This is a genomic window from Streptomyces sp. NPDC093111 (assembly GCF_040683955.1).
Lineage (GTDB): Bacteria > Actinomycetota > Actinomycetes > Streptomycetales > Streptomycetaceae > Streptomyces.
This window is the reverse complement of the sequence record NZ_JBFBNW010000012.1, coordinates 1-25,307: the sequence shown is the minus strand read 5'-3', so window position 1 is coordinate 25,307 and position 25,307 is coordinate 1. Positions and strand designations below refer to the sequence as shown.

27 protein-coding genes are annotated in these 25,307 nt (G+C 74.0%); 12 read left to right on the top strand and 15 right to left on the bottom strand.

All coding sequences use genetic code 11. The annotated features are described in order from the left end of the window. Positions 1–6 precede the first annotated feature (6 nt). On the top strand, positions 7–987 hold the full coding sequence (locus AB0Q96_RS21610) for a small ribosomal subunit Rsm22 family protein (RefSeq protein ID WP_365327770.1): 981 nt from the start codon (positions 7–9) through the stop codon (positions 985–987). 36 nt (positions 988–1,023) lie between these two features. Here AB0Q96_RS21610 and ddaH read toward each other — a convergent pair whose 3' ends face one another. Further along, on the bottom strand, positions 1,024–1,854 hold the full coding sequence (ddaH, locus tag AB0Q96_RS21605) for a dimethylargininase (RefSeq protein WP_365327768.1): 831 nt from the start codon (positions 1,852–1,854) through the stop codon (positions 1,024–1,026). 138 nt (positions 1,855–1,992) lie between these two features. Between ddaH and AB0Q96_RS21600 the strand changes: the two genes are divergently transcribed. Together AB0Q96_RS21600 and AB0Q96_RS21595 are read left to right on the top strand one after the other, a co-directional pair. Beyond that, entirely contained in the window at positions 1,993–2,649 is a 657-nt protein-coding gene (locus AB0Q96_RS21600) for a TetR/AcrR family transcriptional regulator (protein WP_365327766.1), read from the top strand. A 109-nt stretch (positions 2,650–2,758) separates the two neighbouring features. Next, positions 2,759–3,538: a bifunctional DNA primase/polymerase gene (locus AB0Q96_RS21595; protein ID WP_365327764.1), complete on the top strand. Its 780-nt coding sequence runs from the start codon at positions 2,759–2,761 to the stop codon at positions 3,536–3,538. Between the two features lie 179 nt (positions 3,539–3,717). Here AB0Q96_RS21595 and AB0Q96_RS21590 read toward each other — a convergent pair whose 3' ends face one another. From AB0Q96_RS21590 to AB0Q96_RS21560, 7 genes are all read right to left on the bottom strand, one after another. Continuing rightward, positions 3,718–4,737, bottom strand: a complete 1,020-nt coding sequence (locus AB0Q96_RS21590; RefSeq protein WP_365327763.1) for a hypothetical protein — start codon at positions 4,735–4,737, stop codon at positions 3,718–3,720. Continuing rightward, a complete protein-coding gene (efeU, locus tag AB0Q96_RS21585) occupies positions 4,697–5,581 on the bottom strand; it encodes an iron uptake transporter permease EfeU (protein WP_365327761.1) in 885 nt (294 codons plus the stop codon). The genes AB0Q96_RS21590 and efeU overlap by 41 nt, the downstream gene beginning before the upstream one ends. 36 nt (positions 5,582–5,617) lie before the next feature. Further along, on the bottom strand, positions 5,618–6,958 hold the full coding sequence (gene efeB, locus AB0Q96_RS21580) for an iron uptake transporter deferrochelatase/peroxidase subunit (protein ID WP_365327759.1): 1,341 nt from the start codon (positions 6,956–6,958) through the stop codon (positions 5,618–5,620). Between the two features lie 14 nt (positions 6,959–6,972). Beyond that, the gene (efeO, locus tag AB0Q96_RS21575) at positions 6,973–8,130 is read right to left on the bottom strand and encodes an iron uptake system protein EfeO (RefSeq protein WP_365327757.1); all 1,158 of its coding nucleotides are present in this window, start codon (positions 8,128–8,130) and stop codon (positions 6,973–6,975) included. Positions 8,131–8,293: 163 nt separating this feature from the next. Further along, complete coding sequence (locus AB0Q96_RS21570; protein WP_365327755.1) at positions 8,294–9,172, bottom strand: heme ABC transporter ATP-binding protein; 879 nt, start codon at positions 9,170–9,172, stop codon at positions 8,294–8,296. After that, entirely contained in the window at positions 9,169–10,287 is a 1,119-nt protein-coding gene (locus AB0Q96_RS21565; protein ID WP_365327753.1) for an iron ABC transporter permease, read from the bottom strand. The genes AB0Q96_RS21570 and AB0Q96_RS21565 overlap by 4 nt, the downstream gene beginning before the upstream one ends. Continuing rightward, positions 10,284–11,324 carry an ABC transporter substrate-binding protein gene (locus tag AB0Q96_RS21560; protein WP_365327751.1) on the bottom strand — a complete coding sequence of 347 codons (1,041 nt, stop codon included), beginning with the start codon at positions 11,322–11,324 and terminating at the stop codon, positions 10,284–10,286. The genes AB0Q96_RS21565 and AB0Q96_RS21560 overlap by 4 nt, the downstream gene beginning before the upstream one ends. Positions 11,325–11,420: 96 nt before the next feature. Here AB0Q96_RS21560 and AB0Q96_RS21555 point away from each other — a divergent pair, with 96 nt between their 5' ends. From AB0Q96_RS21555 to AB0Q96_RS21545, 3 genes are all read left to right on the top strand, one after another. Further along, positions 11,421–12,830: an HtaA domain-containing protein gene (locus AB0Q96_RS21555; RefSeq protein WP_365327749.1), complete on the top strand. Its 1,410-nt coding sequence runs from the start codon at positions 11,421–11,423 to the stop codon at positions 12,828–12,830. Positions 12,831–12,976: 146 nt separating this feature from the next. Next, positions 12,977–14,506 carry an HtaA domain-containing protein gene (locus AB0Q96_RS21550; RefSeq protein WP_365327748.1) on the top strand — a complete coding sequence of 510 codons (1,530 nt, stop codon included), beginning with the start codon at positions 12,977–12,979 and terminating at the stop codon, positions 14,504–14,506. 117 nt (positions 14,507–14,623) lie between these two features. Then, positions 14,624–15,292, top strand: coding sequence for a PhzF family phenazine biosynthesis protein (locus tag AB0Q96_RS21545; protein WP_365327746.1), 669 nt, complete (start codon positions 14,624–14,626; stop codon positions 15,290–15,292). Positions 15,293–15,344: 52 nt separating this feature from the next. On the opposite strand, the gene AB0Q96_RS21540 is transcribed toward AB0Q96_RS21545, so the two are convergent. Both AB0Q96_RS21540 and map read right to left on the bottom strand, forming a co-directional pair. After that, entirely contained in the window at positions 15,345–15,998 is a 654-nt protein-coding gene (locus AB0Q96_RS21540) for a biliverdin-producing heme oxygenase (protein ID WP_365327744.1), read from the bottom strand. A gap of 124 nt (positions 15,999–16,122) precedes the next feature. Beyond that, complete coding sequence (gene map, locus AB0Q96_RS21535) at positions 16,123–16,980, bottom strand: type I methionyl aminopeptidase (RefSeq protein WP_365327742.1); 858 nt, start codon at positions 16,978–16,980, stop codon at positions 16,123–16,125. Positions 16,981–17,038: 58 nt separating this feature from the next. Between map and AB0Q96_RS21530 the strand changes: the two genes are divergently transcribed. After that, positions 17,039–17,311 carry a hypothetical protein gene (locus tag AB0Q96_RS21530; protein ID WP_365327740.1) on the top strand — a complete coding sequence of 91 codons (273 nt, stop codon included), beginning with the start codon at positions 17,039–17,041 and terminating at the stop codon, positions 17,309–17,311. A 129-nt stretch (positions 17,312–17,440) separates the two neighbouring features. Here AB0Q96_RS21530 and AB0Q96_RS21525 read toward each other — a convergent pair whose 3' ends face one another. Together AB0Q96_RS21525 and AB0Q96_RS21520 are read right to left on the bottom strand one after the other, a co-directional pair. Next, entirely contained in the window at positions 17,441–18,133 is a 693-nt protein-coding gene (locus AB0Q96_RS21525) for a hypothetical protein (protein WP_365327738.1), read from the bottom strand. Continuing rightward, positions 18,130–18,705, bottom strand: a complete 576-nt coding sequence (locus AB0Q96_RS21520; RefSeq protein WP_365327736.1) for a sigma-70 family RNA polymerase sigma factor — start codon at positions 18,703–18,705, stop codon at positions 18,130–18,132. The genes AB0Q96_RS21525 and AB0Q96_RS21520 overlap by 4 nt, the downstream gene beginning before the upstream one ends. Positions 18,706–18,865: 160 nt before the next feature. On the opposite strand from AB0Q96_RS21520, the gene AB0Q96_RS21515 reads away from it, so the two are divergent. Together AB0Q96_RS21515 and AB0Q96_RS21510 are read left to right on the top strand one after the other, a co-directional pair. After that, on the top strand, positions 18,866–19,402 hold the full coding sequence (locus AB0Q96_RS21515) for a cupredoxin domain-containing protein (protein WP_365327734.1): 537 nt from the start codon (positions 18,866–18,868) through the stop codon (positions 19,400–19,402). A 10-nt stretch (positions 19,403–19,412) separates the two neighbouring features. Continuing rightward, positions 19,413–19,796, top strand: a complete 384-nt coding sequence (locus AB0Q96_RS21510; protein WP_365327732.1) for a hypothetical protein — start codon at positions 19,413–19,415, stop codon at positions 19,794–19,796. 36 nt (positions 19,797–19,832) lie between these two features. Here the strand turns inward: AB0Q96_RS21510 and AB0Q96_RS21505 are convergent, their stop codons facing one another. Together AB0Q96_RS21505 and AB0Q96_RS21500 are read right to left on the bottom strand one after the other, a co-directional pair. Next, complete coding sequence (locus AB0Q96_RS21505; RefSeq protein WP_365327730.1) at positions 19,833–21,098, bottom strand: MFS transporter; 1,266 nt, start codon at positions 21,096–21,098, stop codon at positions 19,833–19,835. Between the two features lie 97 nt (positions 21,099–21,195). Beyond that, positions 21,196–21,804, bottom strand: a complete 609-nt coding sequence (locus tag AB0Q96_RS21500; protein ID WP_365327728.1) for a hypothetical protein — start codon at positions 21,802–21,804, stop codon at positions 21,196–21,198. A gap of 101 nt (positions 21,805–21,905) precedes the next feature. Between AB0Q96_RS21500 and npdG the strand changes: the two genes are divergently transcribed. Both npdG and AB0Q96_RS21490 read left to right on the top strand, forming a co-directional pair. Then, positions 21,906–22,625, top strand: coding sequence for an NADPH-dependent F420 reductase (gene npdG, locus AB0Q96_RS21495; protein ID WP_365327726.1), 720 nt, complete (start codon positions 21,906–21,908; stop codon positions 22,623–22,625). Between the two features lie 88 nt (positions 22,626–22,713). Continuing rightward, complete coding sequence (locus AB0Q96_RS21490; protein ID WP_365327724.1) at positions 22,714–22,899, top strand: hypothetical protein; 186 nt, start codon at positions 22,714–22,716, stop codon at positions 22,897–22,899. Here AB0Q96_RS21490 and AB0Q96_RS21485 read toward each other — a convergent pair. After that, positions 22,896–23,690, bottom strand: a complete 795-nt coding sequence (locus AB0Q96_RS21485) for a site-2 protease family protein (RefSeq protein ID WP_365327722.1) — start codon at positions 23,688–23,690, stop codon at positions 22,896–22,898. The genes AB0Q96_RS21490 and AB0Q96_RS21485 overlap by 4 nt on opposite strands. A gap of 187 nt (positions 23,691–23,877) precedes the next feature. Between AB0Q96_RS21485 and AB0Q96_RS21480 the strand changes: the two genes are divergently transcribed. Beyond that, on the top strand, positions 23,878–25,307 hold a 1,430-nt coding region (locus AB0Q96_RS21480; protein ID WP_365327720.1), incomplete at its 3' end, for a BTAD domain-containing putative transcriptional regulator.

Genomic DNA, 25,307 nt, shown 5'->3' with positions numbered 1-25,307 from the left:
CGTGCGGTGAATGGATCCACCGCCTCCGCCGAGTCCCTGCGTGCCGCCCTCGCCGGGATCGTCGGCGGGCTGCCGCCCTCGCAGGCCGCCCGGGCCGTCGAGCGTCTGATCGCGCACTACCGGGGGACGACCCCGACCGACGCGCCGGTGCTGCGCGACCGGTCCGACGTGGTCGCCTACGCCGCCTACCGCATGCCCGCCACCTTCGAGGCGGCCCGGGGCGCCCTCGCCGCGCTGCGGGACGCCGCCCCGGACTGGGTGCCCGCCACCCACACCGACGTCGGCGGCGGGACCGGCGCCGCCACCTGGGCCGTCGCCGAGCTGTGGGACGGGGCGCCGCCCCGTACCCGGGTCCTCGACTGGGCCGAGCCCGCCCTCGCCCTCGGGCGCGAACTGGCCGCCGGGGTCGTCGAAGCCGACTGGCGGCGCGAGCGCGTCGGCACCGCGCTGCGGCTCGACGAGACGGACCTCGTGACCGTCTCGTACGTGCTCAAGGAGCTGACCGAGAAGGACCGGGCGGCACTCGTCGCCGAGGCCGCCCGCGTCGCGCGGGCCGTCGTCGTCGTGGAGCCGGGCACCCCCGACGGGTACGAGCGGATCATCGCCGCCCGGACCGCCCTCGTCGAGGCCGGCTTCACCGTCGCCGCGCCCTGCCCGCACAGCGGCGCCTGCCCGATCGTGCCGGGCACCGACTGGTGCCACTTCGCCGCCCGGGTCAGCCGCTCCTCCCTGCACCGGCAGGTGAAGGGCGGCTCGCTGCCGTACGAGGACGAGAAGTACGCGTACGTCGCCGCCACCCGGTTCCCGGTGACCCCGGCGCCCTCCCGCATCACCCGCCGCCCGCAGATCCGCAAGGGTCTGGTCCAGCTGGAGCTCTGCGGGCCGGACGGGCTCGGCCGGGAGATGGTCACCAAGCGCCACGGGCCCCTGTACAAGGAGGCCCGGGACGCCGACTGGGGTGACCCCTGGCCGCCGGAGACGGAGTGACGGAGCGGGTCGGGGGCGGGACGTCCCTGACGCGGCCTAGGGGCGCAGCTCCTGAGTGCAGCACTTCACGCTGCCGCCGCCCTTGAGCAGCTCGCCCAGGTCCATGCCGATCGGTTCGAAGCCGCGTTCCCGCAGCGGGCCGTAGAGCCCGACCGCCGCCTGCGGGAGCAGCACGTGCCGGCCGTCGCTGACCGCGTTCAGACCGAGCGCGGCGGCGTCCTCGGCGGAGGCGATCAGGGCGTCGGGGAAGAGGCGCTCCAGGACGCGGCGGCTGCCCGGGGAGAACGCGTCCGGGAAGTACATGACCTCGTCGCGGGCGTCGTCCAGGACGCACAGCGCCGTGTCCAGGTGGTAGTAGCGCGGGTCCACCAGCTCCAGGCCGATCACCGGGCGGCCGAAGAACTCCTGGGCCTCGTCGTGCGAGAGCGGGCTGGAGCGGAAGCCCCGGCCGGCCAGGATCCAGGAGTCGGTGACGGCGAAGTCGCCCTCGCCCTCGTTCACGTGTTCCGGCTCCCGGACGTCCGTGTCCGGGTAACCGTTCCTGCGGAACCAGTCCAGGTGGGCCGCCGCCTCGTCCGAGCGCTCCGGGTACGCGAACCTCGCGCCCAGCACGCGGCCGTCCACCACGGTGGCGCCGTTCGCGGCGAAGACCATGTCCGGCAGGCCCGGACCCGGGTCGAGCAGCTCCACGGTGTGGCCGAGGGCGCGGTAGCGGTCGCGCAGGTCCTCCCACTGCGCGAGGGCCACCGGCAGGTCGACCGGCTTCGTGGGGTCCATCCAGGGGTTGATGGAGTAGGTCACCTTGAAGTGCGTGGGTGGGCACATCAGATAACGGCGGGGCGAGGCCTCGCGCGGTGTGTGGCGCAAAGAGGGCTCCTCTACGGTCGCTGAGCGTTGAGCCCATGGTCCGCTTTCCGGGGGCCGTGCGCAGTGGACCGTTCGGGTGGTTCCGATGAAGAGCAGGTGGCGAGACGAGACGTCTCGCCGACTGTTAGGTTGGACGGCATGACCGACTCCAAGGCGCCCGATTCCCGAGCGCGCGATCTCAAGGCGCCCGACTCCACCCGCCGCAGCGAGCGCTCCCGCCGCGCCATCTACGCCGCCGCCCTCGACCTCGTCTCCGAGAACGGCTACGCCAGGACCACCGTCGAGGGCATCGCCTCCCGCGCGGGCGTCGGCAAGCAGACCATCTACCGCTGGTGGCCGGTGAACTCCAAGCCCGCCGTCCTCATGGAGGCCTTCCTCGACCTCGCCGAGCAGGCCGCCGAGGCCGCCGGCGGCAGCGGCGAGAGTGAGATCCCCGACACCGGCGACCTCGCCGCCGACCTCAAGCGCGTCCTGCGGGCCACCGTCGACGAGCTCAACGACCCCGTCTACGACCGCCCCACCCGCGCCCTCGCCGCCGAGGGCATCGTCGACCCCGAGCTCGGCGCCCAGTTCACCGCCCGGCTCCTCGAACCCGCGCTCCAGCAGTACGTGCGCCGCATCGAGGCCGCCCAGGCGGCCGGCGACGTCGACCCCTCGGTCGACCCCCGCATCGCCCTCGAACTCCTCGTCGGACCCCTGCACCACCGCTGGCTGCACCGCACCCGGCCGCTCACCCACGCCTACGCCGACACCCTCGTCGACTACGCCCTGCGCGGTCTCGGCGCCCGTCCGTGAGAACCGGCCCACCCCCCGGTTCCCGACTCCGGTCACCCGAGGCGCAGGATGGTGGGACCATGGAGAACCCGTGGGACCGAACGGGCGAGCATGAGGTGTGAGGGGATAGATGGGCGACGGTATCGGCCGCTACCGCGGCACGGAGAGCAAACTCGCGCAGTGGCTGCGCAGGCGCCCCAAGCGGAGCGCGGCCGACATCGAGAACGACCGCGAGAGCGCGCTCCTGGCCGTCGCCGCCGCGGGGATGCCGCTGGCCCCCGCCGCGTACCCCGTCGGCTACCGATGTTCCTGTGAGCGGATCGGCTGTCCCACCCCCGCCCGGCACCCCGTCTCCTTCGCCTGGCAGACCCAGTCGACCACCGACCGCGCGCAGATCGAGCGCTGGGCCCGCAACCAGCCCGAGGCGAACTTCGTCACCGCCACCGGCATGGTCCACGACGTCCTCGACGTCCCCCTCGCCGCCGGCCAGGCCGCCCTCGACCGGCTCCTCGCCGAGGGCGTCGAGGTCGGCCCCGTCGCCGTCTCCGGTGCCGCCGAGGACCGCGACGACGACGGCCGGATGCTCTTCTTCACCGCCACCCGGGGCACCCCCGAGGACGAGGACGAGTGGTGGCCCTGCGAGCTGGACTGCCACCCCGAGACCATGGACGAGCATCCGGGGCTCCGCTGGCACTGCCGCGGCAGCTACGTGCTCGTGCCGCCGTCCCGGCTCCCCGGCGACGAGGGCAGCCAGCCACTCCTCGCCTGGGTCCGCGGCCCCGAGCATCCGCTGCCCGAGCCGCTGAACCTCCTGGAGTCCCTCACCGACGCCTGCGCCCGCCACGCGGCCGCGCGGGCCGAGCAGGGGGAGTCCGCGGACCAGGCGGCAGCCTGGCCGCTCAGCCGCTGATCCCGGCGCGGGAGCCTGACCGCTGATCCCGGCGCGGGGGCCCGACCACTGAGCCCCGGCGCGGGGCCCGGCCGCTCAGCGGCTGAGGGGTCCCGCCGCCCGCGGCCCGAAGGTCGTCACGAGCCCGCCGCCCCAGGGGCGTCACGCCCCCGCCGCCCGCGGCCCGAGGGTCCCGCCGCTTACGACCCCTCCGCCGCCGTCACGCCCTGGAGCCGGCCCACGACCGCGACCGCGTCGCCGTCCGTGCCCGCCGGCTTCACCAGCACCGTCTGGCTGGACACCCATCGCTTGGTGACCGTGTTCTTGACCTCGCCGGTCAGCAGCGCCTTCACGTCCTTGCCGACCTTCGGCCGGTAGCCCTTCGCCGCCGTCTGGCGCTCGAAGTAGCGGGTCGCGAAGAAGACCAGCGCCCCGCCGTCCTCCGTCGCGAGCCCCAGCGGCGCGAAGTCCCCGGAGCTGTCGGCCCGGTCGACGTACTGGGTGACGAGCCCGGGCCGCTTGGCGTCCTGCTCCCGCGCCGCCCGCCACTCGGTGGTGTGCGGGCCCGGCGCGAACGGACCCCGCTGCCCGGCCGCCCCGCCCTTGAGGAACGCCACGTACCGCTCGCCGAGCTCCCGCGGCGCGACCGCGAGGCCCTGGGAACCGGCGCCGACGGGCACCGCGTACCCCGCCTCGCTCTTGAACGCGGGGACCTCGCCGGCGCCCAGGATCGACAGGTAGGCGACCTCCCAGAGCTGCTGGGCGCCGCCCCGCACGAAGACCAGGAGCCAGCGGTTGTCGCCGGGGCCCTGGTCGGTGTCCCGGTTCGAGTCGGTGTCCGCGACGAAGTACCGCGGCCAGCCGGCCTTGCGGGGTATGGCGAACTTCGCGTCCGTCAGCTCCAGCGGCCGGTGGTCCGGATTGCCGCCGGGGGTGGACCTCTGGCGCGAGGTTAGGCCCGCCTGGTTGATCTCGCCCATCGGGCCGGTGACCCGGCCCGCGTCGAGGGCCGGGTCGTACGCCTTGTCGGCCTTGTTGTAGGCGTCGGTGAAGTCCTTGAGGGCCTGCGCGGCCTCGGCCTTCGTCGCGGCGGGCGTCAGCTCCCGCTCGCCGTGCACCGTCACACAGCCGCTCGCGGTCAGGGCGAGGACGGAAGCCGTCGCCGCCGCGAGGAGCGTGTCAGCCGGTCGCCTCCGCGCCGGTCGCCTCAGCCTTCTCATCGGTCTCGGTCGCCTTCTGCTTCGCCACCCGCTTGGACGGACCCGACCCTACCGGGGCCAGGAACACGGCGAGCGTCGGGATCAGATATGCGGCCCACACCGTGACCTGAAGGACCGTCGGGTCGGGCTGGAAGTTGAACACGCCCTTGAGGAGGGTCCCGTACCAGCTGTCCGGCGGGATCGTCGCGGAGATGTCGAAGGCCTTGTTCGACAGGCCGCCGAGGAAGTCCGCCTCCTGCAGGTCGTGCACGCCGTACGCGAGCACGCCGGCGGCGACCACGACCAGCATGCCGCCGGTCCAGGTGAAGAACTTCGCCAGGTTGATCTTCAGCGCGCCCCGGTAGAACAGCCAGCCCAGGAACACGGCCGTCAGCAGGCCGAGGACCACGCCGATCAGCGGCGCGTACGTGCCGTCCGAGGAGGCCCGCACCGACGCCCACACGAACAGCGCCGTCTCCAGGCCCTCCCGGCCGACCGCCAGGAACGCGGTCGCGACCAGCGCGCCCGTGCCCATCTGGAGCGCCGCGTCCAGCTTGCCGTGCAGCTCCGTCTTCAGGTGCCGCGCGGTGCGCCGCATCCAGAAGACCATCCAGGTCACCAGGACCACCGCGATGATCGACAGCGAGCCGCCGAGCAGCTCCTGCGCCTCGAAGGTCAGCTCCTGCGAGCCGAACGTGAGGCCGGCGCCGAAGGCGAGCGCGAGCGCGACGGCGACGCCGATGCCGATCCAGATCGGCCGCAGGGCGTCCTTGCGCCCGGTCTTCACCAGGTAGGCGATGAGGATGCAGACGACCAGGCTGGCCTCAAGACCCTCGCGCAGGCCGATCAGATAGTTGCCGAACACGGCGGTCCCTTCTTGGAGGTCGGGGTGGTACGCGACTCAGGCGAACAGCGCCCGGCCCCACCAGTCGTCCTTGTCACGGACGCCCGGCGGGATCGCGAACAGTGCCGAACCCACGTGCTGCGTGTACTCGTTGAGCGAGTCGTTGCGGGCCAGGGAGGTCTGCACCGGGATGAAGCCGGTGCGCACGTCCTTCTGGTACGCGAGGAAGAACAGGCCCGCGTCCAGGCGGCCCAGACCGTCCGTGCCGTCGGTGAAGGAGTAGCCGCGGCGCAGGATGGTCGCCCCGCCGTTGGAGTCGGGGTGCGCCAGGCGCACGTGCGAGTCCGGCTTCATGGCCTTCAGGAACGGCTCGTCGTGCTCCTTGGCCTTGCCGACGGGCGCGCCTTCCTTCTTGTCGCGGCCGAAGACGTCCTCCTGCTCGGCGAGCGAGGTGCGGTCCCAGGTCTCGACGTTCATCCGGATCCGGCGGGCGACCAGGTACGAGCCGCCGTCCATCCAGGCCGCCGGGCCCTCGGCGCCCTTGCCGGCCACCCACACGTGCCGCGCGAGGCGGTCGGTCTCGGTGCCCGCGATGTTGCGGGTGCCGTCCTTGAAGCCGAACAGGTTGCGCGGGGTCTGGGCGTCCGGCGTCGTCGAGGACGTCTTGCCGAAGCCCAGCTGGGACCAGCGCACCGCGACCTTGCCGAAGCCGATGCGGGCCAGGTTACGGATGGCGTGCACGGCGACCTGGGGGTCGTCGGCGCACGCCTGGACGCACAGGTCGCCGCCGCTGCGGGCCGGGTCCAGGTTGTCGCCGGGGAACTTGGGCAGCTCCACCAGGGCGCCGGGGCGCCGGTCGGCGAGGCCGAAGCGCCCGTCGAAGAGCGAGGGGCCGAAGCCGATGGTGAGGGTGAGCCGGGACGGCTTGAGGCCGAGGGCCTCGCCGGTGTCGTCCGGCGGGGCCTCCGGCAGGCCGCCGTAGGCGCCCTCGCCGACCTCGGCGCCGGCCGTCATGCGCTCGGCGGCCCGGGTCCAGTCCTTCAGGAGCTGGATCAGCTCGGCCCGGTCCTTCGTCTTCACGTCGAAGGACGCGAAGTGCAGCCGGTCCTGGACGGCGGTGGCGATGCCGGCCTGGTGGGTGCCGTGGAAGGGGACGGCCGCGCCGCTCTCGGCGACGGGGGCGGTGGCGTCGCCGCCGCCCCGGGTCAGGGCGACGGTGGTGCCGGCCGCGACGGCGCCGAGCGCGAGCCCGGCCCCGCCCCAGCCGATGACGCTGCGACGGGAGGGCGCGGCGCCCTGCCCGGTGCCGGCCTGCCCGGCCAGCTCCGCCTGTTCCGTGCCCTGCGGGGCGTCCTGCGGGGCGTTCTGCGTGGTGCTCTCGTCCGAGGGCGTGCTCATCCCGGTCGTCCCCTCTACTTCACAACCGCGGCGGCCAGCTTGGAGAGCGGCTCGGCCAGCGCGTTGACGCCGTCCGACAGCTCCTTGCGCTGCTCCTTGCCGACCTTCTCGTACGAGGTGAAGACGTAGCTCGTCTTGTCCGTGCGGTACTTGTCGAGCAGCGTGTTCAGGGCGGCGAACTGCTTGTCGAGCTCGGCGACCAGCTTGGGGTCGTTCTTGGCGGCGACCGGCTTCAGCAGCTCGAAGGACTTCTGCGCGCCCTCGACGTTGCCCTTGAAGTCGACCAGGTCGGTGTGCGAGTAGCGCTCCTCCTCGCCGGTGACCTTGCCGGTGGCGACCTCGTCCAGGAGCTCCTTGGCGCCGTTGGCCATGGAGGTGGGCGTGATGTCGGCCTTGCCGACCCGCTTCTGCCAGTCGGCCAGGTCCTTGTCGAGGAGGTCGGCGAGCTGCTTCTCGCGGTCGCCGATCTTCTTGTCCTGCCACAGCGCCTTCTCCAGGCGGTGCCAGCCGGTCCAGTCCTTCGCGGGGTCCTGGCCGGCCTCCAGGCCGTCCTCGCGGACGTCGACCTTCGGGTCGATGTCGCCGAAGGACTCGGCGACCGGCTCGGTGCGCTCCCAGCCGATGCGGGAGTCGGCGTAGGCCTTCTTGGCGGCCTCGATGTCACCGGCGCGGACCGCGTCGGTGAAGACCTTCACCTTGGGCATGGTCGCGTCGGCCTGCGCCTGGACGTACTGGCGGTAGGCGGCGACGGCGGCGTCCATCTCCGGGGAGCGCTTGACGGCGGAGGCGCCGGCGCCGGTCGCGGTGACCTTCTGGCGGATGCCGTCGCCCTTCATGCCGGGCTTGCAGGCGATCTCGTAGTCGCCGGCCTTGATCTCGGCGGTGATGGACGCCTTGGTGCCGGGGCCGATGTTCTCGCGCTCGGCCACGATCCGGTCGTCCGGGTACAGGACGTAGACCTCGGTGACCTTGCTGCCGCGGTTCTCCACGTTCAGCTTGAGGTGACCGGCCGGGAAGTCCTTCTTCGAGACCTCGCAGGAGTCGTCCTTCGCGATCACCTGGACCGCGCCGTCCTCCGACTTCGCGTCGCTCTTCTGTGTGCAGCCCGTGGCGGCGGCCAGAGTCGCCGCGGTGACGGCGGCGGTGACGACGGTGAGACGGACGGCTCGCATGTGGGCTCCACTCGGGGACACGGCGCTGGGGACGGGGTGAGGCGGACCTAACTTAACCGAGGCTTACCTCAGCAGTACCCACCCGTCCAGTGATTCAGCTCTCAGGACCGGAGTCCCGGACACGACCTGGTCACAGCTGCCTCATGGGGACTTCAGGGCTTGGTCAAGGGCTGGTCAAGTGGGGTGGATTGTCCTGATTCGGGTTACGTGCGGGTAGCACGACGGGGGCGCCGGTCCGCGGATGCGGGAACACCTCCACCGGCTGCCGGTAGACCCGGCTCAGCAACTCCCCGCCGAGCACCCGGACGGGCGGCCCGGCCGCCACGACCCGCGCCTCGTGCAGCACCGCCACCCGGTCCGCGTGCGCGGCGGCGAGACCCAGGTCGTGCAGGACCACGACCACCGCGTCCCCGGCCGCCGCCCGCTCCCGGCACACCCTCAGGACCAGCTCCTGGTGGCGCAGATCGAGCGCGGCCGTCGGCTCGTCGAGCAGCAGCAGCCCGGCCCGCTGGGCCAGCACCCGGGCCAGCGCCACCCGGGCCCGCTCGCCGCCCGACAGCGCGGGGAACGGGCGCCCGGCGAACTCCGCCGTCTCCGTCAGCGCCAGTGCCTCCGCGACCGCCGCCCCGTCCTCCGCCTCCCGGACCGTCCCGGCCCAGGGCGCCCGGCCCATCCGCACCACCTCGGCGACCGGGAACGGGAACGCGAGCGCCGCGTCCTGCGGCAGCACCGCCCGCCGCAGGGCCAGTTCGGCGGCCGTCCAGGCACCGGCGGGCCGCCCCGCGATCCGCACCTCGCCGCCGGCCGGCGCCAGGTCCCCGGCGAGCGCCGCGAGCAGCGTGGACTTCCCGGCCCCGTTGGGCCCCACCAGGGCCAGCACCTCCCCGGCCCGTACGGCGACGTCGACACCGTCCAGGACCGCGCGCCGCCCCCGCGCGACCCGCAGGCCCACGGCCTCGGCGACGGTCCCGCCGGGCGGGACGGGCGCGGGCAGCGCGCGCGTGCGGCGCCCCGGGATCCACCTGGTCGTCCGGATGCTCATGCCCAACCACCTTGCCTGCGACGGGTCCTGCGCAGCAGCCAGAAGAAGAACGGGCTGCCGATGAGGGCGGTGAGGACGCCCAGGGGGAGTTCGGCCGGGGCCGCGACGGTACGGGCCGCGAGGTCACCGGCCATCAGCACCACCGCCCCGCCCAGCGCGCTGCCCGGCACCAGGAAGCGGTGCCCCGGGCCGTGCGCCATGCGCAGCAGGTGCGGGACCAGCAGGCCCACGAAGGTGATGATCCCGGCCACCGCGACCGCCGCCGCCGTGAGCAGCGCCACCACCAGGACCAGCGCCACCCGCAGCCGCTCCACGTCCACGCCCAGGTGCCGGGCCGGGCCCTCGCCGAGCGCGAGCAGGTCGAGACGGCGGGCGTACAGCGGGGCGACGGCCAGGCCGAGCAGCGCGCACGGCAGCACCGCGAGCACCTTCGGCCAGGTCGCCTGGGCGAGCGAGCCCAGCTGCCAGAAGGTGATCTGGGTGAGCTGCGCGTTGTCCGCGAAGAACACGAAGAGCCCGATCAGCGCACCCGCGAACGCGTTCACCGCGATTCCGGTCAGGATCAGCGTCACGACCTCCGTACGGCCGCCCGCACGCGACAGCGCGTACACCAGACCCACCGTCACCAGGCCCGCCACGAAGGCGCAGACCGTCACGGTCCAGCCGCCCAGGAAGGACAGGCCGAGCGCGATGGCGCCGACCGCGCCGACCGCCGCGCCCGCCGAGATGCCGATCACGCCGGGCTCGGCGAGCGGATTGCCGAACACGCCCTGCATCAGGGCGCCCGCGCAGCCGAGCGAGGCGCCGACCAGGAGGGCGAGCACGACCCGGGGGAACCGGATGTTCCACAGGACGCTCTCCGCGGACCGGTCCAGCGGATGCCCGCCGAGACCCACCCGGTTCCGCACGGAGGCGAGGACGTCGCCGAGCGGGATCTCGTACGCCCCGAGCCCGGCCGACAGCAGGGTGAGCAGCAGCAGCGCGCCGAGCAGACCGGCGGTCAGCGCGAACGTCCGGCGGGGGCGGGAGCGGGGGAGGAGGCCGGGGCTGGGGGCGGCCGCCGGGGTGGCTTCGGGTGCGGCGGTCGCCGGGGCCGTGTCCGGTGCGGCGGTCACTTCGGCTCCCCGTACAGCTGGTCGATCAGGGACTTCAGTACGCGGTCGGTGCGCGGGCCGTAGTTGAGGAGCACGCCGTCGTCGACGCTGACGATCCGGCGGTCCCGTCCGGCCGGGGTCTCGGCGACGCCCGGCAGCCGGACGAGCCCGTCGACGCCGCCGACCGAGTCGAGTCCCTTGCTCATCACGAGGATCGCGTCGGGCGCCGCCGCCGCGAGGGCCTCGCTGGTGAGGGGCGTGAAGTCCTTGGTGAGCCCGGACTCCTTGCCCGCGTCGACGGCACCGGCCGCCTCCAGGAGGGAACTCGCGCCGGAGTCGGCGCCGCCGAGCAGATAGACGGCGGCCGAGCCGCGCACGTAGAGGAAGGCGACCCGGGGCTTCTCGGGGTGCCCGGGGACCGTGCCCCGTACCGCGTCGAGCCGTTCCTCGGTGCGCTGTCGGAGTGCGGTGCCGGCGGTGGGGACGCCGAGGGCGGCGGAGACCGCGCCGATCCGCGCGGAGACGTCCGCGAGGCGCTTGGCGGGGGCGACGACGACCAGCGGGACCCCGGCCTCGCGGATGCGGGCGACGGCCTCGGCGGGCCCGGTGGTGCTCTCGGCGAGGACGAGGGTGGGCCGCAGCGAGAGCACGCTCTCGGCGGAGACGTCGTGGCCGCGGGTCACCACGGGGAGCCGGGCGGCCTGTTCGAAGGTGGCCGTGACGTCGCGGGCGACCACCTGACGGCCGAGCCCGAGGGTGAAGACCAGCTCCGAGAGGGAGCCGCTGAGCGGGACGATCCGCTCGGTGGACGCGACGGTCACCTCGCGCCCGTCCGCCGAGGCGACGGTGACGGGGAGTCGGGGCCGCGCCGGGGCGGCGAGCGGCTCGATCCGATCGGGGGCGGGCGAGGCGGGAGGGGCAGGGGTGCCGGGGGCTCCCGCGGGCCCGGGCGCCGCCGGGGCGCAGCCGCTCGCGGTGAGGGCGAGGGCGAGCAGCGCGACGAGCGTTCCGGCCGTGCGGAACGGGCGAGTTGGGCGTGTGCGGCGGGCAGTGCGCACCGGGGGCCTTCCTGTCTCTCGGGGGGCGTGGACGTCTTGACCGGGTCGTAGCTTAGGTTAGCCTTACCTTACTTTTCCTCGACTCGGAGGGGTTCCATGCCGCCGTTCTCCAGACCCGGCCGCGCATCCGCCGTGACGCTCGTCGCGGCGCTGCTCGCCGTCCTCCTCCCGGCCGCCGCCGCCCGCGCGGAGAGCCGGACCGTGCAGGGCGGCCGGCTCGACTGGGGCATCAAGTCCTCCTTCCAGAGCTACGTCACCGGGCCCGTCGCCCACGGGAGTTGGAGCCTCACCGGCGGCGCCGCCACGGTCGGCTCCGGGCAGTTCCGCTTCCACTCCGCGCAAGGCGCGTACGACCCCGCCACCGGCGCCTTCGAAGCCGCCTTCAGCGGCGGGGTGCGCTTCCTCGGCCACCGCGAGGCCGACGGCGGACACGCCCTCGACCTGACCGTCAGCCGCCCCCAGGTCCGGATCCGCGACGGCCGGGGCACCCTCTACGCGGACATGGCGAGCAAGGCCAAGGGCAGCGGCACCCTCACCACCCGCGGCCGGGTCCCGCTCGCCACCCTCGACCTCTCCGGCATCGACATGCGCGGCGGCGGCAGCCCGCTCGCCCTCACCGGCGTGCCCGCCACCCTCACCGCCCAGGGCGCCACCGCCTTCGCCGGCTACTACCCGGCGGGCACCCCGCTCGACCCGCTCACCCTCTCCGCCGACGTCCTCACGCCCCCGGCGGGACAGCGCGCGAAACCCGCCGCACCCACCCCGGCCCCCGCCCCCGACACGGGCCGACCCGCCACCGGCTTCCGGGACGCCGCCGTCGACTGGGGCGTCCGGCGCACCTTCCGCGAGTACGTCACCGGGGCCGTCGCCCAGGGCCGCTGGGCGCTGACCGGCGGCGCCCAGGACGGCGGCGCGCTCTTCCGCTTCCCCGCCGGCAAGGGCACGTACGACCCGGCGAAACACACCCTCGACGCGGTCTTCGCGGGCAGCGTCCGCTTCACCGGGGCCCACCTCGACCTCACGCTCGGCGCCGTCACCGTCCGCGTCGCCGACGGCCGCGGCACCCTCAGCGCCGACGTCACCAGCGCCGGGAGACCCCCCGAGAAGCGCGTCCCGCTCGTCACCTTCCCCACCGGCGACCTCAGCCCCAGGAACGGCCTCGCCGCCGTCACCGAGGCCCCCGCCACCCTCACCGAGGGCGGCGCCCGGACGTTCGGCGGGATGTACCGGGCGGGCACCGCGATGGACCCCGTCTCCCTCGCCGTCGCCGTCGACACCACGGCCCGGCTCCCGGCCCTGCCGGACCTCGGCACCGACGCGAAACCCCCGGCCCCGAAGGCCCCTTCGACGCCCCCGGCTCCCGCACCCGAGGCGGCGTCGGCGAAGGCCGCCGACGCCGGCCCGGGCCCCGCCGTCTGGACCGCCCTCGGCGCGGGCGTCCTGCTCGCCGCCGCCGTGGCCCTCCGCGCCGCCCTGCGCGGACGCCGCGCGGCGGACCCGGACTGACCACGGCGGACCCGGACTGACCACGGCGACCCGGGCTGACCACGGCGACCCGGGCTGACCACGGCGACCCGGACTGACCACGGCGACCCGGGCCGACCACGGCCCCACCGACCCACCCGCACGTCCTCACCAGGAGACCACCCACCATGGCCACCCCCCTGAGCCACCGCACCCTCACCCGGGCCGCCGCCCTCGCCACCGTCGTGGCGCTCGGCGGCGGCGCCCTCGCGCTGCCCGCCGTCGCGGCCGACGGCCCGCCCCCGATCCCGTTGAAGAACGGCACCCTCGACTGGGGCGTCAAGGAGTCCTTCCGCTCCTACCTGGCCAAGCCCTTCGCCAAGGGCCGCACCACCGTCGAGGGCGGCGCCCGGCAGGCCCCTGACCACGGGATCTTCACCTTCGTCGACGGCACCGGCACGTACGACACCGGCAGCCACGCCACCGCCAACTCCTTCAAGGGCGGCGTCCGCTTCGAGGCCCACGACGGCGCCCTCGACATCCGCCTCTCGGACGTGCGCCTGTCGACGAAGGGCTCCGCCGCGCCGACCGGCGAGATCACCGCCGACGTCGTCACCAAGGAGAAGGACGGCACCTTCACCACCCGCGCCGACATCCCCTTCGCCGCCCTCGACATGACCGGCGTCCGGCCGGGCGGCGGCGCGGGCGGCGCGATGGTCTTCAAGGGCATACCGGCCAAGCTCACCAAGGAGGGCGCCGCCGCCTTCGCGGGGTTCTACAAGGAGGGCGACGCGCTCGACCCCGCCACCCTCACGGTGACGCCGGGCGGCGCCGAGCCGACCCCGCCGACCACGCCCCCGACCCAGCAGCCCACCCCCACACCCACCACGAGCACGACCCCGCCGCCGAAGCCGAAGCCCACCCCGACCGCCACGGTGAAGCCGAAGCCGACCGCCACGACCGCCCCGCCCGGGGCCCAGGCCCCCGCCGTCAAGAGCGGGCGCCTCACCTGGGGCGTGAAGGAGTCCTGGCGGACGTACGTCACCACCACCTGCGGCGGCACCGTCACCCCGGCCGGGGGAGCCCGTACCAATGGCTCCGCCTACGCCTTCGCCTTCAGCCGGGCGAGCCTGGACACCGGGGCCCGCACGGCCGACGCGGGCTTCGGGGGCAGCCTCCGCTTCGCCTGCGCGGCACATGGCATCGACTGGAGCATCGGCGACGTCAAGGTGAAGGCGAACGGCACGAAGGGCACCCTCGTCGCCGACGTCACCACCGCCAAGGGCACCCAGGGCGACGTGGTCTTCGCCGAACTCGACCTGACCCGGGCCGACTGGCGGGCGAAGAACGGCGTCGTCACCCTCGCCGCGCTCCCCGCGAAGCTGACCGAGGCCGGCGCGGCCACCTTCGCGGGCCCGAGCGGCGAGGCCTTCTACACCGCGGGCACCGCCATCGACCCGGTCACCGTCAGCCTCGCCACCACCACCGGGGCGAACCTGCCGGCGGCCGGCGGCTCCACGGGCGGCTCCCCGGCGGATGGCTCGGCCGGCGGTGGCGGCAGCGTGGGCGGCGCGGGCAGCACCGTGGGCGGCTCCGCGGCCCTCGCCGCGACCGGCGCGGACACCCCCACCGGCCCCCTCCTCGCCGCCGCCGGCCTCGCCGCCGCGGCCGGCGCGGGCGTCGTGATCGGCGTCCGCCGCCGGGCGACCCGCAGCTGATCCCGTAGCCGATCCCGTATCGATCCCCGTACGCGAACGAGGCCGCACCCCTCCCCGGGGTGCGGCCTCTTCGCGGTGCTCCGGCGCGACCGGGCGTCTGGATGCTTCAATTCCGCCATGAACACGACGGTCACTGACATCGACGTCCTGCGGGTCTTCTGTGCGGGCGACGGCCGGCACGGCAACGCCCTCGGCGTCGTACGCGACGGGCGAAGCCACCCCGACGAGGCGTCCCGGCAGGCACTCGCCAAGGAACTCGGCTTCAGCGAGACCGTGTTCGTGGACGACCCCGAGCGGGGCGTCGTCGACATCTACACCCCGGGACTGCGGCTGCCCTTCGCCGGGCACCCGCTCGTGGGCACGGCCTGGCTGCTCGACCTGGAGGTCATCTGCCCGCCGGCCGGCGAGGTGTGGGTGCGCGGCGACGGCGAGTTCACCTGGATCGAGGCCCGCGCCGAATGGGCCCCGCCGCGCACGCTGAAGCGGTACGCCACGGCCGCCGAGGTCGACGCCCTGGACGTCCCGGAGCCGGGGGAGTGGATCTACGCCTGGGCCTGGGAGGACGAGGCCGCCGGGCGCATCCGCGCACGGGCCTTCCCCGGACGCGGCGACGGCATCGACGAGGACGAGGCGACGGGCGCGGCGGCGCTGCTGCTCACGGCGGAGCTCGGCCGGGCGCTCAACATCACCCAGGGGCGCGGCTCACAGCTGCTCACCGCGCCGGGCCCGGACGGCATCGTCGAACTCGGCGGCCGCGTCCGCCTGGAGCGGACGTTCACCGTCTGAGGGAGGCGCCGGGCGGGACCACTCGGTCCGCCCGGCCCCGTACCCGCCGTGCTCAGGCCGCGGTGAGCGGGAACTCGCCCGCCAGCTCGCGGAAGACCGCGCCGTTGAAGTCGAAGGCGCGCTTGCACTCGTCGACGATCCGCTGCTTCTCCAGGTCGTCCGCGTTCACCCCGTCGAGGAGCTCCCGGTACGCCCGCTTGAAGGCGGCCGGGTTGCCGATCGCGTCGAACACGTAGAACCGCACACCGTCGCCCTTGCGGGCGAAGCCCCAGGTCCGCTCGGCCTTGTCACGGATGATCTGGCCGCCCGACAGGTCGCCCAGGTAGCGGGTGTAGTGGTGTGCCACGTATCCGGCGGGCCAGTCGCGGGCGCACTCGGCGACCCGCGCCGCGTACGCCTCGGTGGCCGGCAGGGCCGTCAGCCCGGCGCGCCAGTCGGGGCCCCGCAGGTGGGCGAGGTCCTGCTCCAGCGCGGCCGTGCGGAACAGCTCCGGCTGTATGAACGGCCCGGCGACGGGGTCGGACCTCAGGGCCTCGGCGGCGTCCTCCAGGGCCCGGTAGACGAACCACAGCTGCTCCGTGTAGCGCGCGTACGCGTCCACGGCGAGGTGGCCGCCGAGGAGGTCGCTCATGAACGTCGACGACTCGGCCTCCGTGTGCTGCGCGTGCGACGCGGTGCGGATGAGCGTCGAGAAGGGCGTGTCCAAGGCGTGCCTCCGGGACCGTCGGGGGTCGGGAACCATCATGACCAGGATGATCCTGCCAACTTAGGTTTGCCTAAGTCAACTGGTTCCCGACGTCCTGTCGGTAAAAAGCTACCCTTCGAACGGGTCAGGGCAACGTAAGAATCTCGGCCCCGGTCTCCGTCACCACGAGCGTGTGCTCGAACTGCGCCGTCCGCTTCCGGTCCTTGGTCACCACGGTCCAGCCGTCCTCCCACATGTCGTACTCGTGGGTGCCCAGGGTCAGCATCGGCTCGATCGTGAACGTCATGCCGGGCTCGATGACCGTGGTGTGGTGCGGCGAGTCGTAGTGCGGAATGATCAGCCCGGAATGGAACGACGAGTTGATGCCGTGCCCCGTGAAGTCGCGTACGACGCCGTAGCCGAAGCGCTTGGCGTACGACTCGATGACCCGGCCGATGATGTTGACCTGGCGGCCCGGCTTGACCGCCTTGATCGCCCGGTTCAGGGACTCGCGGGTCCGCTCCACGAGCAGCCGGGACTCCTCGTCGACGTCCCCGCACAGGTAGGTCGCGTTGTTGTCGCCGTGGACGCCGTTGATGTACGCGGTCACGTCCAGGTTCACGATGTCGCCGTCCCGCAGGACGGTCGAGTCGGGGATGCCGTGGCAGATGACCTCGTTGACCGACGAACACAGCGACTTCGGGAAGCCGCGGTAGCCGAGCGTCGACGGATAGGCGCCGTGGTCGCACATGTACGCGTGCGCGACCCGGTCCAGCTCGTCCGTGGTCACCCCCGGCGCGATGTGCTTGGCGGCCTCCTCCATCGCCTGCGCGGCGATGCGACCGGCGATCCGCATCCGCTCGATCGTGTCGGAGTCCTGCACCTCGGGCCCGGAGTACGGGGTGGGGGCGGGCTTTCCGACGTACTCGGGGCGGCGGATGGACCCCGGAACGGAACGGTGGGGGGAGAGCTCCCCCGGGACGAGAAGCGACTGGCCAGACATGTCAGCGAGTCTAACGACCGCGTCTGGGGCAGCATGGCGACAGAGGAAGGAGCCGACGATGGCCCTGTTCAAGAAGCGCACGGTGGGCAAGCCGGGCGAGTGGTACTACTGCCTGGAGCACAAGAAGGTCGAGGAGGGCCCCGAGTGCCCGGCCAAGAACCGCTTCGGCCCGTACGCCACCCCTGAAGAGGCCGCCCACGCCATGGAGACGGCCCGGGAACGGAACCTGGAGTGGGAGACCGACCCGCGCTGGCACGACAAGCGGGGCGGCGGGGAGAGCAGCGAGAGCGGCGGGGAGAGCGGTGACGGCGCCCCGGGCCAGGACCGCTAGGGCCGCCGGGGCGGTCGGGCGTGCCGCATGGGGCCCGGGTGGCGCCGGGGCGTGGGGGCGTCGGGGGGTGGGTGGCGGCCGGTACGCGAGTGGCGCCCGGGCTCGCGCCCGGCAAGCCCCGCCCGTCCCTCACGCCTCGTTCGCCGGGAAGGCGGCCGACGCCAGAACCGTGCCGTCCGTGCCGAGCAGCCGGACGCCGGCCGGTGCCGTGGGGCCCAGCCGGGTCGGGGCGGCCCAGTAGCCGTAGCCGTCCTTGAGCGCGAACGAGCCCAGCACCGTCGAGCCGCCGTCGGCCGCGTCGAGCACGCAGCGCACCGGCCCGCGGCCCGCCCCCTCCAGGTCCACCGACATGTACACCCAGCCCGGTTGCCCCTGGTGCGCGAAGACCCGGCCGACCTCGTGCCCCGCCGGGGAGACCAGGGCCGCCTCGAACAGGCCCGGATGCGCCGCGTGCCCCGGATCCGTCGAGACCGCCGGTGCGCTCTCCACCACCGTGCCGACCGCCCAGCCGCCGAACCCGCAGGCCACCGCCGCGGCCAGCGCCACCGCCGCCATCCGCAGCCGGCGCCGCCCGTACCGCCGGGGCGCCGGGGCCGGAGCCAGCGCCGCCACCACCCGGCTCTCGAAGCCGACCGGAGGCTCCGCCTCCGGCAGCAGTCCCAGCAGCCGGTCCCCGGTCGCCGTCAGCTGCTCCACGTACTCCCGGCACTCCGGGCAGCGGTCCAGATGGGCCACCGCCTCGGCCCGCTCCCGGGCCGACAGGACCCCCAGCGCCAGCTCGGCACCGAGCTCCCGCAGCCGCTCGCACGCCACGCCGCTCACCGCTCCTCCTCCCGCTCCAGGGCCGCCCGCAGCTTCGCCGTGCCCGCCCTGATCCGGGTCTTGGCGGTGCCCAGCGGAACGGACTCCCGCGCGGCGACCTCCCGCGCGGTCATCCCGTAGATCCCGGCCATCACCAAGGCCCGCGCCTGCTCGCGCGGCAGCGTCGCCACCGCCCGCCGCACCCGCTCCGAGCCCTCCTCCGCCACCGCGTACCGCTCGGGCGTGTCCGTCATCGCGCCGAGCAGCGCGTCCAGGTCCTCCGGGGCCACCGGACTGGCCCGCCGGGCCCGTACGGCGTCGATCGCCAGGTTGTGCGCGATCGTCGTCAGCCAGGTCCGCACCGAGCCGCGCCGCGGGTCGTACACCTGGGCGTGCCGCCAGGCCCGCTCGAAGGTCTGCTGGGCGATGTCCTCGGCCAGCTGGGGATCGCCGACGACGGCGACGGCCACCCCGAAAACGGCCCGCTGGAAACGGCGCACGAAAGCCACCGCTATCTCCTGGTCGCCCGTGGTCAGACCGGAGAGCAGTGCCTCGTCGGGTACCTGCCCGAGGGAAGCGCCCATGTGCCGCATACCTCTGGATACGTTCCGCGGCCCCGAAGGGATTGCCCGGGGGGACTTGGCTCCCCCCGGGGGGGCCTCGGACTCCATTGTCCGTCCGTCCCGCCACCGGAAACGGGGGCCGGCAATCCCTTCGTCCCGCCCGGCCGTATCCCCTGTGGAGGACCGAACCATGACCGGAACATCGAGCACCCCACGCGCCCACCGCACCCGCGGCCGTATCGCCCTCGGCCTGTCGGGTGCCGCCCTCGCCGCCCTCCTGGCCGCCTGCGGAGGCGGCGGCGGAGGCGGAGGCAGCGGCAGCAGCAGTACCCCTGCCCCGGCCCCGTCCACCGGGACCACCGGGACCACGGCGGCCACCCAGGTGAAGGCCGACCTGACCGATTTCCACATCGCGCTCTCCCAGCAGACCTTCCACGCCGGGCCGTACACCTTCGTCGCCAAGAACGACGGGCAGAACATGCACGCCCTGGAGATCGAGGGCGGCGGCACGGAGAACCGCACCAAGACCCTCTCCCCGGGCGAGTCCGCCACCCTCACGGTGACCCTCAAGTCCGGCACCTACCAGGTCTACTGCCCGGTCGACGGCCACAAGGACCTGGGCATGAAGACGCAGATCACCGTCGGCGCGACCGGCGGCACCACCCCGACCACTCCGAACAACGGGAACGGCAATGGCAACGGCAACAGCCCGGGTACCGGCTACTAGGAGCGCCGCCGTGACGGTCCTGCTGCGCCTCACCGGCGTCGCCCTGACCGCCACGATGGCCGCGATCCACCTCTACCTCTGGGGCGACGGCTACCGGTACGTCGCCACCATCGGCGTGCTCTTCCTGCTCAACGGCATCGTCGGCTGCGTCCTCGCGGCGGCCCTGCTCGGCACGCCCGCCCGATTCCTGGAGCCCGTCGCCGCGGTCACCGCGCTCTTCACGGCCGGCACCCTCGGCGCGCTCGTCCTGAGCCTCACCACCGGGCTCTTCGGCTTCAAGGAGGTCGTCGAAGCGGACCTCGTCGTCCCCACGCTCGCCGTCGAGACGGCGGGGGTCCTCGTCCTCGCGGCGCTGTCCCTGCGCGGGTGGGCGGCGCGCCGCCGGGACTCCTGAGGGCCCGCCCCGGCCGTCGCGTAGGGCCCGCGAGCCCTACGCGACGGCCGCGGCCTTCCGGGCCAGCGCGTCCTCGTCCGTCGCGGCGTCGTACGCGAGCAGCTTCGGCAACGCCAGGCACAGCAGGCCGACCGACGCCACACAGGCCACGCCGCCCGACCAGACCGCCGCCCGCGTACCCGTCCAGCCGGCCATCGCACCCGCCCGGACCTGACCGAGCTGCGGGCCCACGCTGTACGACAGCACCTCGATGCCCGCCAGGCGCCCGCGCAGCTCCTCCGGGATCGTCTGGTTCCAGATCGTCGACCGGCCGAGCCCGCTCAGCATGTCGCCCGCACCCGCGAACGCCAGACACAGCAGCACCAGCCACACGTTCCCGAACCAGCCCGCCGCCGCGATCGCCAGACCCCACCCCGTCGCCCCCGCCACGACGAGCAGCCCGTGCCGCCGTACCCTCGACGTCCAGCCGCTGGTGAGCCCCAGCACCAGCGAGCCGACCGAACCCGCCGCGTACATCAGGCCCAGCGACCACTCCGCGTCCAGGTCGTCCGCGAGGAACGGGAAGATCGTGTTGGGGAAGGCGAAGAACATCGCGGCCAGGTCGATCGCGTACGTCCCCAGCAGCACCGGCCGCGACCACGCGTACCGCGCGCCCTCCACGATCCCGCGCAGCGACGGCTTCTCCGCGTCCCGCGCCGGCGGCGCCGGCGACAGCCGGCGGCACAGCAGCACCGACACCACGAACCCGGTCGCCCCGACCGCGTACGCCGGGGCGTGCCCCGCGTACGCCACCACGAGACCCGCCAGCGCCGGGCCCGCGATCGACCCCAGCTGCCAGCGCAGCGAGTTCAGCGCGGCGGCGGCCGTCTGCTGCGCGTGCGGCACGATCCGGGCCATCAGCGAGTCCAGCGCCGGGCGTTGCAGCCCCGCCAGCGCCGAGACCCCCGCCGCGACCACGTACAGCGGCCACAGCAGCGGCTGCGGCAGCAGCGCGTTCAGGAACAGGACGAGCGCCAGCAGCGCCAGCCCCGCCTCCGTCGCCACGATCACCTTGCGCCGGTCCACGGCATCGGCGAGCGCCCCGCCGTACAGCCCGAAGACGATCAGCGGGACGAGCTCCACCGCACCCATCGCGCCCACCGCGAGCGGCGAGTCCGTGAGGTCCTTGATCTGGAGCGGCAGCGCGATCAGCGCCATGAAACTCGCGAAGTACGCCACCAGACCCTGCACCCACAGGAGCCGGAAATCAGAGGAGGAGCGCCAAGGGGCGAGATCGGGGAGGAGGCGGAGCAAACGGGTCACGACGGGTCATGGTGGGGTGGGGCGGGTGCCCCGGGCAATCGAATATTCGGTGGGTGGGTGGGTGGGCGGCCGGCTGAGAGGTTGGTGGGTGATCTCTTCACCAGCGGGCCGGTGGCGGGGCCGTCAGGCGGTCGGCCAGACGGGACAGGCGGTCCCGGAAGCGCGGCCGCCCACGCGGCGCCGCCGGCGGCAGGCAGTTCTCGCCGCTCGCCGCGCTCACCAGGTGCTGGACCGTGTCCAGGTCCACCTCCGCGTCCGCCGTCACCACCAGCGTCTCGTGCGCCAGGCCCAACAGCTCCGGATCGCCGGCGTCCAAGGACAGCACCGTCGCCCCCGCCCTGCGCGCGTCATGGACCCGCTCCAGCAGTCCCGCCGCCGGCCGCGACGGGGCCACCATCAACAGCGTCGCCCCCCGGCCCGCCGACTCGATCCTGCCCAGACCCACCGCCAGGTGCGCCGGATCACCCGGCCGCACCCGGTGCCTCACCAGGGTCGGCGCCAGCTCCGGGCAGCCCGACCAGGCCGACTCGTCGACCAGATGCGCCGCCAGGTGCCACGGCTCGTACTCCTCCGTCCCCACGAGCAGCAGCCCACCGCCGTGCGACACGACCGAGGAGCGCAGCGAACCCGCGAAGCGGCGGGCCGCAGCCGGCCACTCCGTACCGGCGAGCACTTCACGCAGCAGCGCGACACGTACGGCGTCCATGGCCCCGCATCATGGGCCCGCGCCGGGCGCGTACACGGGCGTTCGCGGAACTGTCACCCGTACGGGGCCACTCGACCCGACCGGTCGGTAATGTCGGGGCCATGACTTCCTCGCCCTCCTCCAGCAGCCCCGCCTCCGCCGCCCCCGCGCCCAAGGACCCCTGGGACCTCCCCGACGTCTCCGGGCTCGTCGTCGGCGTCCTCGGCGGCACCGGCGACCAGGGGCGCGGCCTCGCGTACCGGCTCGCCAAGGCCGGCCAGAAGGTGATCATCGGCTCCCGCGCCGCCGACCGCGCCCAGGCCGCCGCCGACGAGCTCGGCCTCGGCGTCGAGGGCGCCGACAACGCCGAGTGCGCCCGCCGCAGCGACATCGTCATCGTCGCCGTGCCCTGGGACGGGCACGCCAAGACCCTGGAGGCCCTGCGCTCCGAGCTCGCCGGCAAGCTGGTCGTCGACTGCGTCAACCCGCTCGGCTTCGACAAGAAGGGCGCCTACGCCCTCAAGCCCGAAGAGGGCTCCGCCGCCGAGCAGGCCGCCGTGCTCCTCCCCGACTCCCGGGTCACCGCCGCCTTCCACCACCTGTCGGCCGTCCTGCTCCAGGACACCTCCGTCGACGAGATCGACACCGACGTCATGGTCCTCGGCGAGGTCCGCGCCGACGTCGAGATCGTCCAGGCGCTCGCCGGGCGCATCCCCGGCATGCGCGGCGTCTTCGCCGGGCGGCTGCGCAACGCGCACCAGGTCGAGTCGCTGGTCGCCAACCTCATCTCCGTGAACCGGCGGTACAAGGCGCACGCCGGGCTGCGCGTCACCGACGTCTGAGCCTCGTCCGGGGCCTTGTGCGTGGCCTGGCAGGGCATGGGGGACACTGGACGGGCACCATCGCCGTATCCGACAGGAGTCGACCTCCATGCCCCGCCTCGCCCTCTACGCCCTGGTCGTCTGCGCGCTCGCCGTCACCGCCGCCGTCGTCTCCTTCGTCCAGGGCAGCTTCCTCGGCATCATCTGGGTGCTGCTGGCCGGTCTCTCCTCGAACATGGCCTGGTACTACATCCGGCGCGCCAAGACCTCCGCCGGCGCCTCCACCGAGGGCTAGACCGCGCAGATCTCCGGCGCCGACTCCCAGAAGCGGAACAGGTTCGACCCGCAGTAGCGCGCCAGCTCCGGCACCCCGAGCGCCCGCATCAGCGCGTCCACCCCGTCGAAGAACGCCCCGTTGATCGCCGGGACGAACAGCAGCGCGATCACGACGAAGAAGCCGTACGGCGCGTACGGCTCGATCTGGCGCTTGAAGCGGTACGACAGCCAGGGCTCGATCACTCCGTAGCCGTCGAGCCCCGGCACCGGCAGGGAGTTCAGGAGCGCCGCCGTCACCTGGAGGAACGCCAGGAACGCGAGCGCGTACCGGAACGCCACCGGCACGCCGTCCAGCGCCCCCAGCCAGAACGGCGCCGTGCAGGCGACCGCGAACAGCACGTTCGCCAGCGGGCCCGCCGCCGAGATCAGGCTGTGCTTCCAGCGGCCCCTGACCCGGTCCCGCTCGATGAAGACCGCGCCGCCCGGCAGACCGATCCCGCCCATGATCACGAACAGCACCGGCAGGACGACGCTCAGCACCGCGTGCGTGTACGCCAGCGGGTTCAGGGTCAGATAGCCCTTCGCGCCGACCGTGATGTCCCCGCTGTGCAGCGCGGTGCGGGCGTGCGCGTACTCGTGGAGGCAGAGCGAGACGATCCACGCCGAGGTCACGAAGAGGAAGACCGCCAGGCCCGTCGAGGCCGCGAAGTCCGTCCACACGGCCCAGCCGGTGACTCCCATCACGGCGGCGATCGCCAGGAAGACCGGGCTGATCCTCCGCTCGTGGTGGCGGTGGGTGGTCGCGCTCATGCTTGGCTCCCGGGGGGTGGGGTGTCTGTCCGGGGAACGTACCCGGGGGCTGTGGCGGTTCCTCCGGCGGGATGCGGATGTGGGGGCGTCTGTCGTCTGTCGTCTTCTGTCTGGCGCCTAGACCCGTGGGTCGTGCGGGGGCCTCCTCTTGTCGGTCGGGTGCGGGTTTTCTGGCGGCTCACGGACAATGGGGTCCGTGCGCTACTTCGTCCTCGGCCCGGCCCGGGTCCACACGTCAGAAGGCCCTGACGGGTCCGCCGTCGCCGTCGGCGGGCCCCGGGTGCGGGCGCTGTTGACCGTGCTCGCGCTGCGGCCGGGGCGGGCCGTTCCCGTGGGGGTGCTCGTCGACGAGGTCTGGGGCGCCGAGCCGCCGGCCGACGCGGTCGCCGCGCTCCAGGCGTTGGTGGGGCGGCTGCGGCGGGCCCTGGGGCACGAGCGGGTCGTCTCCACCGACGGGGGCTACCTGCTGGACGCGGCGCGGGACGACGTCGACCTGTTCCGTTTCGAGCGGCTCGCCGCCGAAGGCGTACGGGAAGGGGAGGGCGGGCGTGCGGCCGCCGCCGCCCGGCTTCTCGACGAGGCCCTCGCGCTGTGGAAGGGGCCGGCCCTGGCCGACCTCCCGGACCGTGGGGCCGAGGCCGCCCGCTGGGAGGCCCGTCGGCTCGACGCCCGCCGGGCCCGGCTCTCCGCCGCCCTCGCCCTCGGCGACGCGGCCGTGGTGCTGCCCGAGCTGACCGCCCTGTGCGAGACCCATCCGCTCGACGAGCCCCTCCAGGCCCTGCACATCCGGGCACTGCGGGACGCCGGGCGCTCGGCCGAGGCCCTGGCGGCCTACGACGTCGTCCGGGGGGAGATCGCCGATCGGCTCGGTGTCGATCCCTCCGCTGAACTGCGGGCCCTGCACGGTGAGTTGCTGGAGGCGCCCGTAGTTCTTTCCGGCGTGCGGGCTCCCGTCGGCAATCTGAAGGCGCGGCTCACCAGCTTTCTCGGGCGCGATGCCGAACTGGAGGAGCTTGCCGGTGAGTTGAGGTCCTCGCGGCTGGTCACCCTGCTCGGGCCCGGCGGTGTCGGCAAGACCCGGCTCTCACAGGAGGTCGCCGAACGGGTCGGCGGCGGCTGGCCCGACGGCGTCTGGCTCGTCGAACTCGCGCCCGTCACCGACCCCGAGGCCGTCGTCGAAGCCGTCCTCGGCGCCGTCGGCGCCCGCCAGACCGTCCTGCGCGGCGCCGGCGCCGAGGAACTGCGTCTCGGCGAGGACCCCAACGACCCCACCCGCCGCCTGATCGAACACTGCGCCGAGCTGCGCATGCTCGTGGTGTTGGACAACTGTGAGCATGTGGTGGGTGTGGTGGCTGGGTTGGTGGAGGTGTTGTTGGCGGGGTGTGTGGGGGTGACGGTGTTGGCGACGAGTCGGGAGTCGTTGGGGGTGCCGGGGGAGGTGGTGTGGCCGTTGGGGCCGTTGTCGGTGGGGGCGGCGGTGCGGTTGTTCGGGGAGCGGGGGGCTGCTGTGCGGCCTGGGTTTGGTGTGGAGGGGGAGCGGGCTGGGGTTGAGGAGATTGTTCGGCGGTTGGATGGGTTGCCGTTGGCGGTGGAGTTGGCGGCGGCTCGGTTGCGGAT

What these genes read in the sequence shown, in the direction of transcription:
- AB0Q96_RS21520 (WP_365327736.1), bottom strand. Translation starts at nt 18,705, where the DNA reads ATGCGGCACATGGGCGCTTCCCTCGGGCAGGTACCCGACGAGGCACTG.
- AB0Q96_RS21515 (WP_365327734.1), top strand. Translation starts at nt 18,866, where the DNA reads ATGACCGGAACATCGAGCACCCCACGCGCCCACCGCACCCGCGGCCGT.
- AB0Q96_RS21570 (WP_365327755.1), bottom strand. Translation starts at nt 9,172, where the DNA reads ATGAGCATCCGGACGACCAGGTGGATCCCGGGGCGCCGCACGCGCGCG.
- AB0Q96_RS21490 (WP_365327724.1), top strand. Translation starts at nt 22,714, where the DNA reads ATGCCCCGCCTCGCCCTCTACGCCCTGGTCGTCTGCGCGCTCGCCGTC.
- efeB (WP_365327759.1), bottom strand. Translation starts at nt 6,958, where the DNA reads ATGAGCACGCCCTCGGACGAGAGCACCACGCAGAACGCCCCGCAGGAC.
- AB0Q96_RS21590 (WP_365327763.1), bottom strand. Translation starts at nt 4,737, where the DNA reads ATGAGAAGGCTGAGGCGACCGGCGCGGAGGCGACCGGCTGACACGCTC.
- efeO (WP_365327757.1), bottom strand. Translation starts at nt 8,130, where the DNA reads ATGCGAGCCGTCCGTCTCACCGTCGTCACCGCCGCCGTCACCGCGGCG.
- map (WP_365327742.1), bottom strand. Translation starts at nt 16,980, where the DNA reads ATGTCTGGCCAGTCGCTTCTCGTCCCGGGGGAGCTCTCCCCCCACCGT.
- AB0Q96_RS21545 (WP_365327746.1), top strand. Translation starts at nt 14,624, where the DNA reads ATGAACACGACGGTCACTGACATCGACGTCCTGCGGGTCTTCTGTGCG.
- npdG (WP_365327726.1), top strand. Translation starts at nt 21,906, where the DNA reads ATGACTTCCTCGCCCTCCTCCAGCAGCCCCGCCTCCGCCGCCCCCGCG.
- AB0Q96_RS21550 (WP_365327748.1), top strand. Translation starts at nt 12,977, where the DNA reads ATGGCCACCCCCCTGAGCCACCGCACCCTCACCCGGGCCGCCGCCCTC.
- AB0Q96_RS21485 (WP_365327722.1), bottom strand. Translation starts at nt 23,690, where the DNA reads ATGAGCGCGACCACCCACCGCCACCACGAGCGGAGGATCAGCCCGGTC.
- AB0Q96_RS21555 (WP_365327749.1), top strand. Translation starts at nt 11,421, where the DNA reads ATGCCGCCGTTCTCCAGACCCGGCCGCGCATCCGCCGTGACGCTCGTC.
- AB0Q96_RS21600 (WP_365327766.1), top strand. Translation starts at nt 1,993, where the DNA reads ATGACCGACTCCAAGGCGCCCGATTCCCGAGCGCGCGATCTCAAGGCG.
- AB0Q96_RS21595 (WP_365327764.1), top strand. Translation starts at nt 2,759, where the DNA reads ATGGGCGACGGTATCGGCCGCTACCGCGGCACGGAGAGCAAACTCGCG.
- AB0Q96_RS21500 (WP_365327728.1), bottom strand. Translation starts at nt 21,804, where the DNA reads ATGGACGCCGTACGTGTCGCGCTGCTGCGTGAAGTGCTCGCCGGTACG.
- AB0Q96_RS21530 (WP_365327740.1), top strand. Translation starts at nt 17,039, where the DNA reads ATGGCCCTGTTCAAGAAGCGCACGGTGGGCAAGCCGGGCGAGTGGTAC.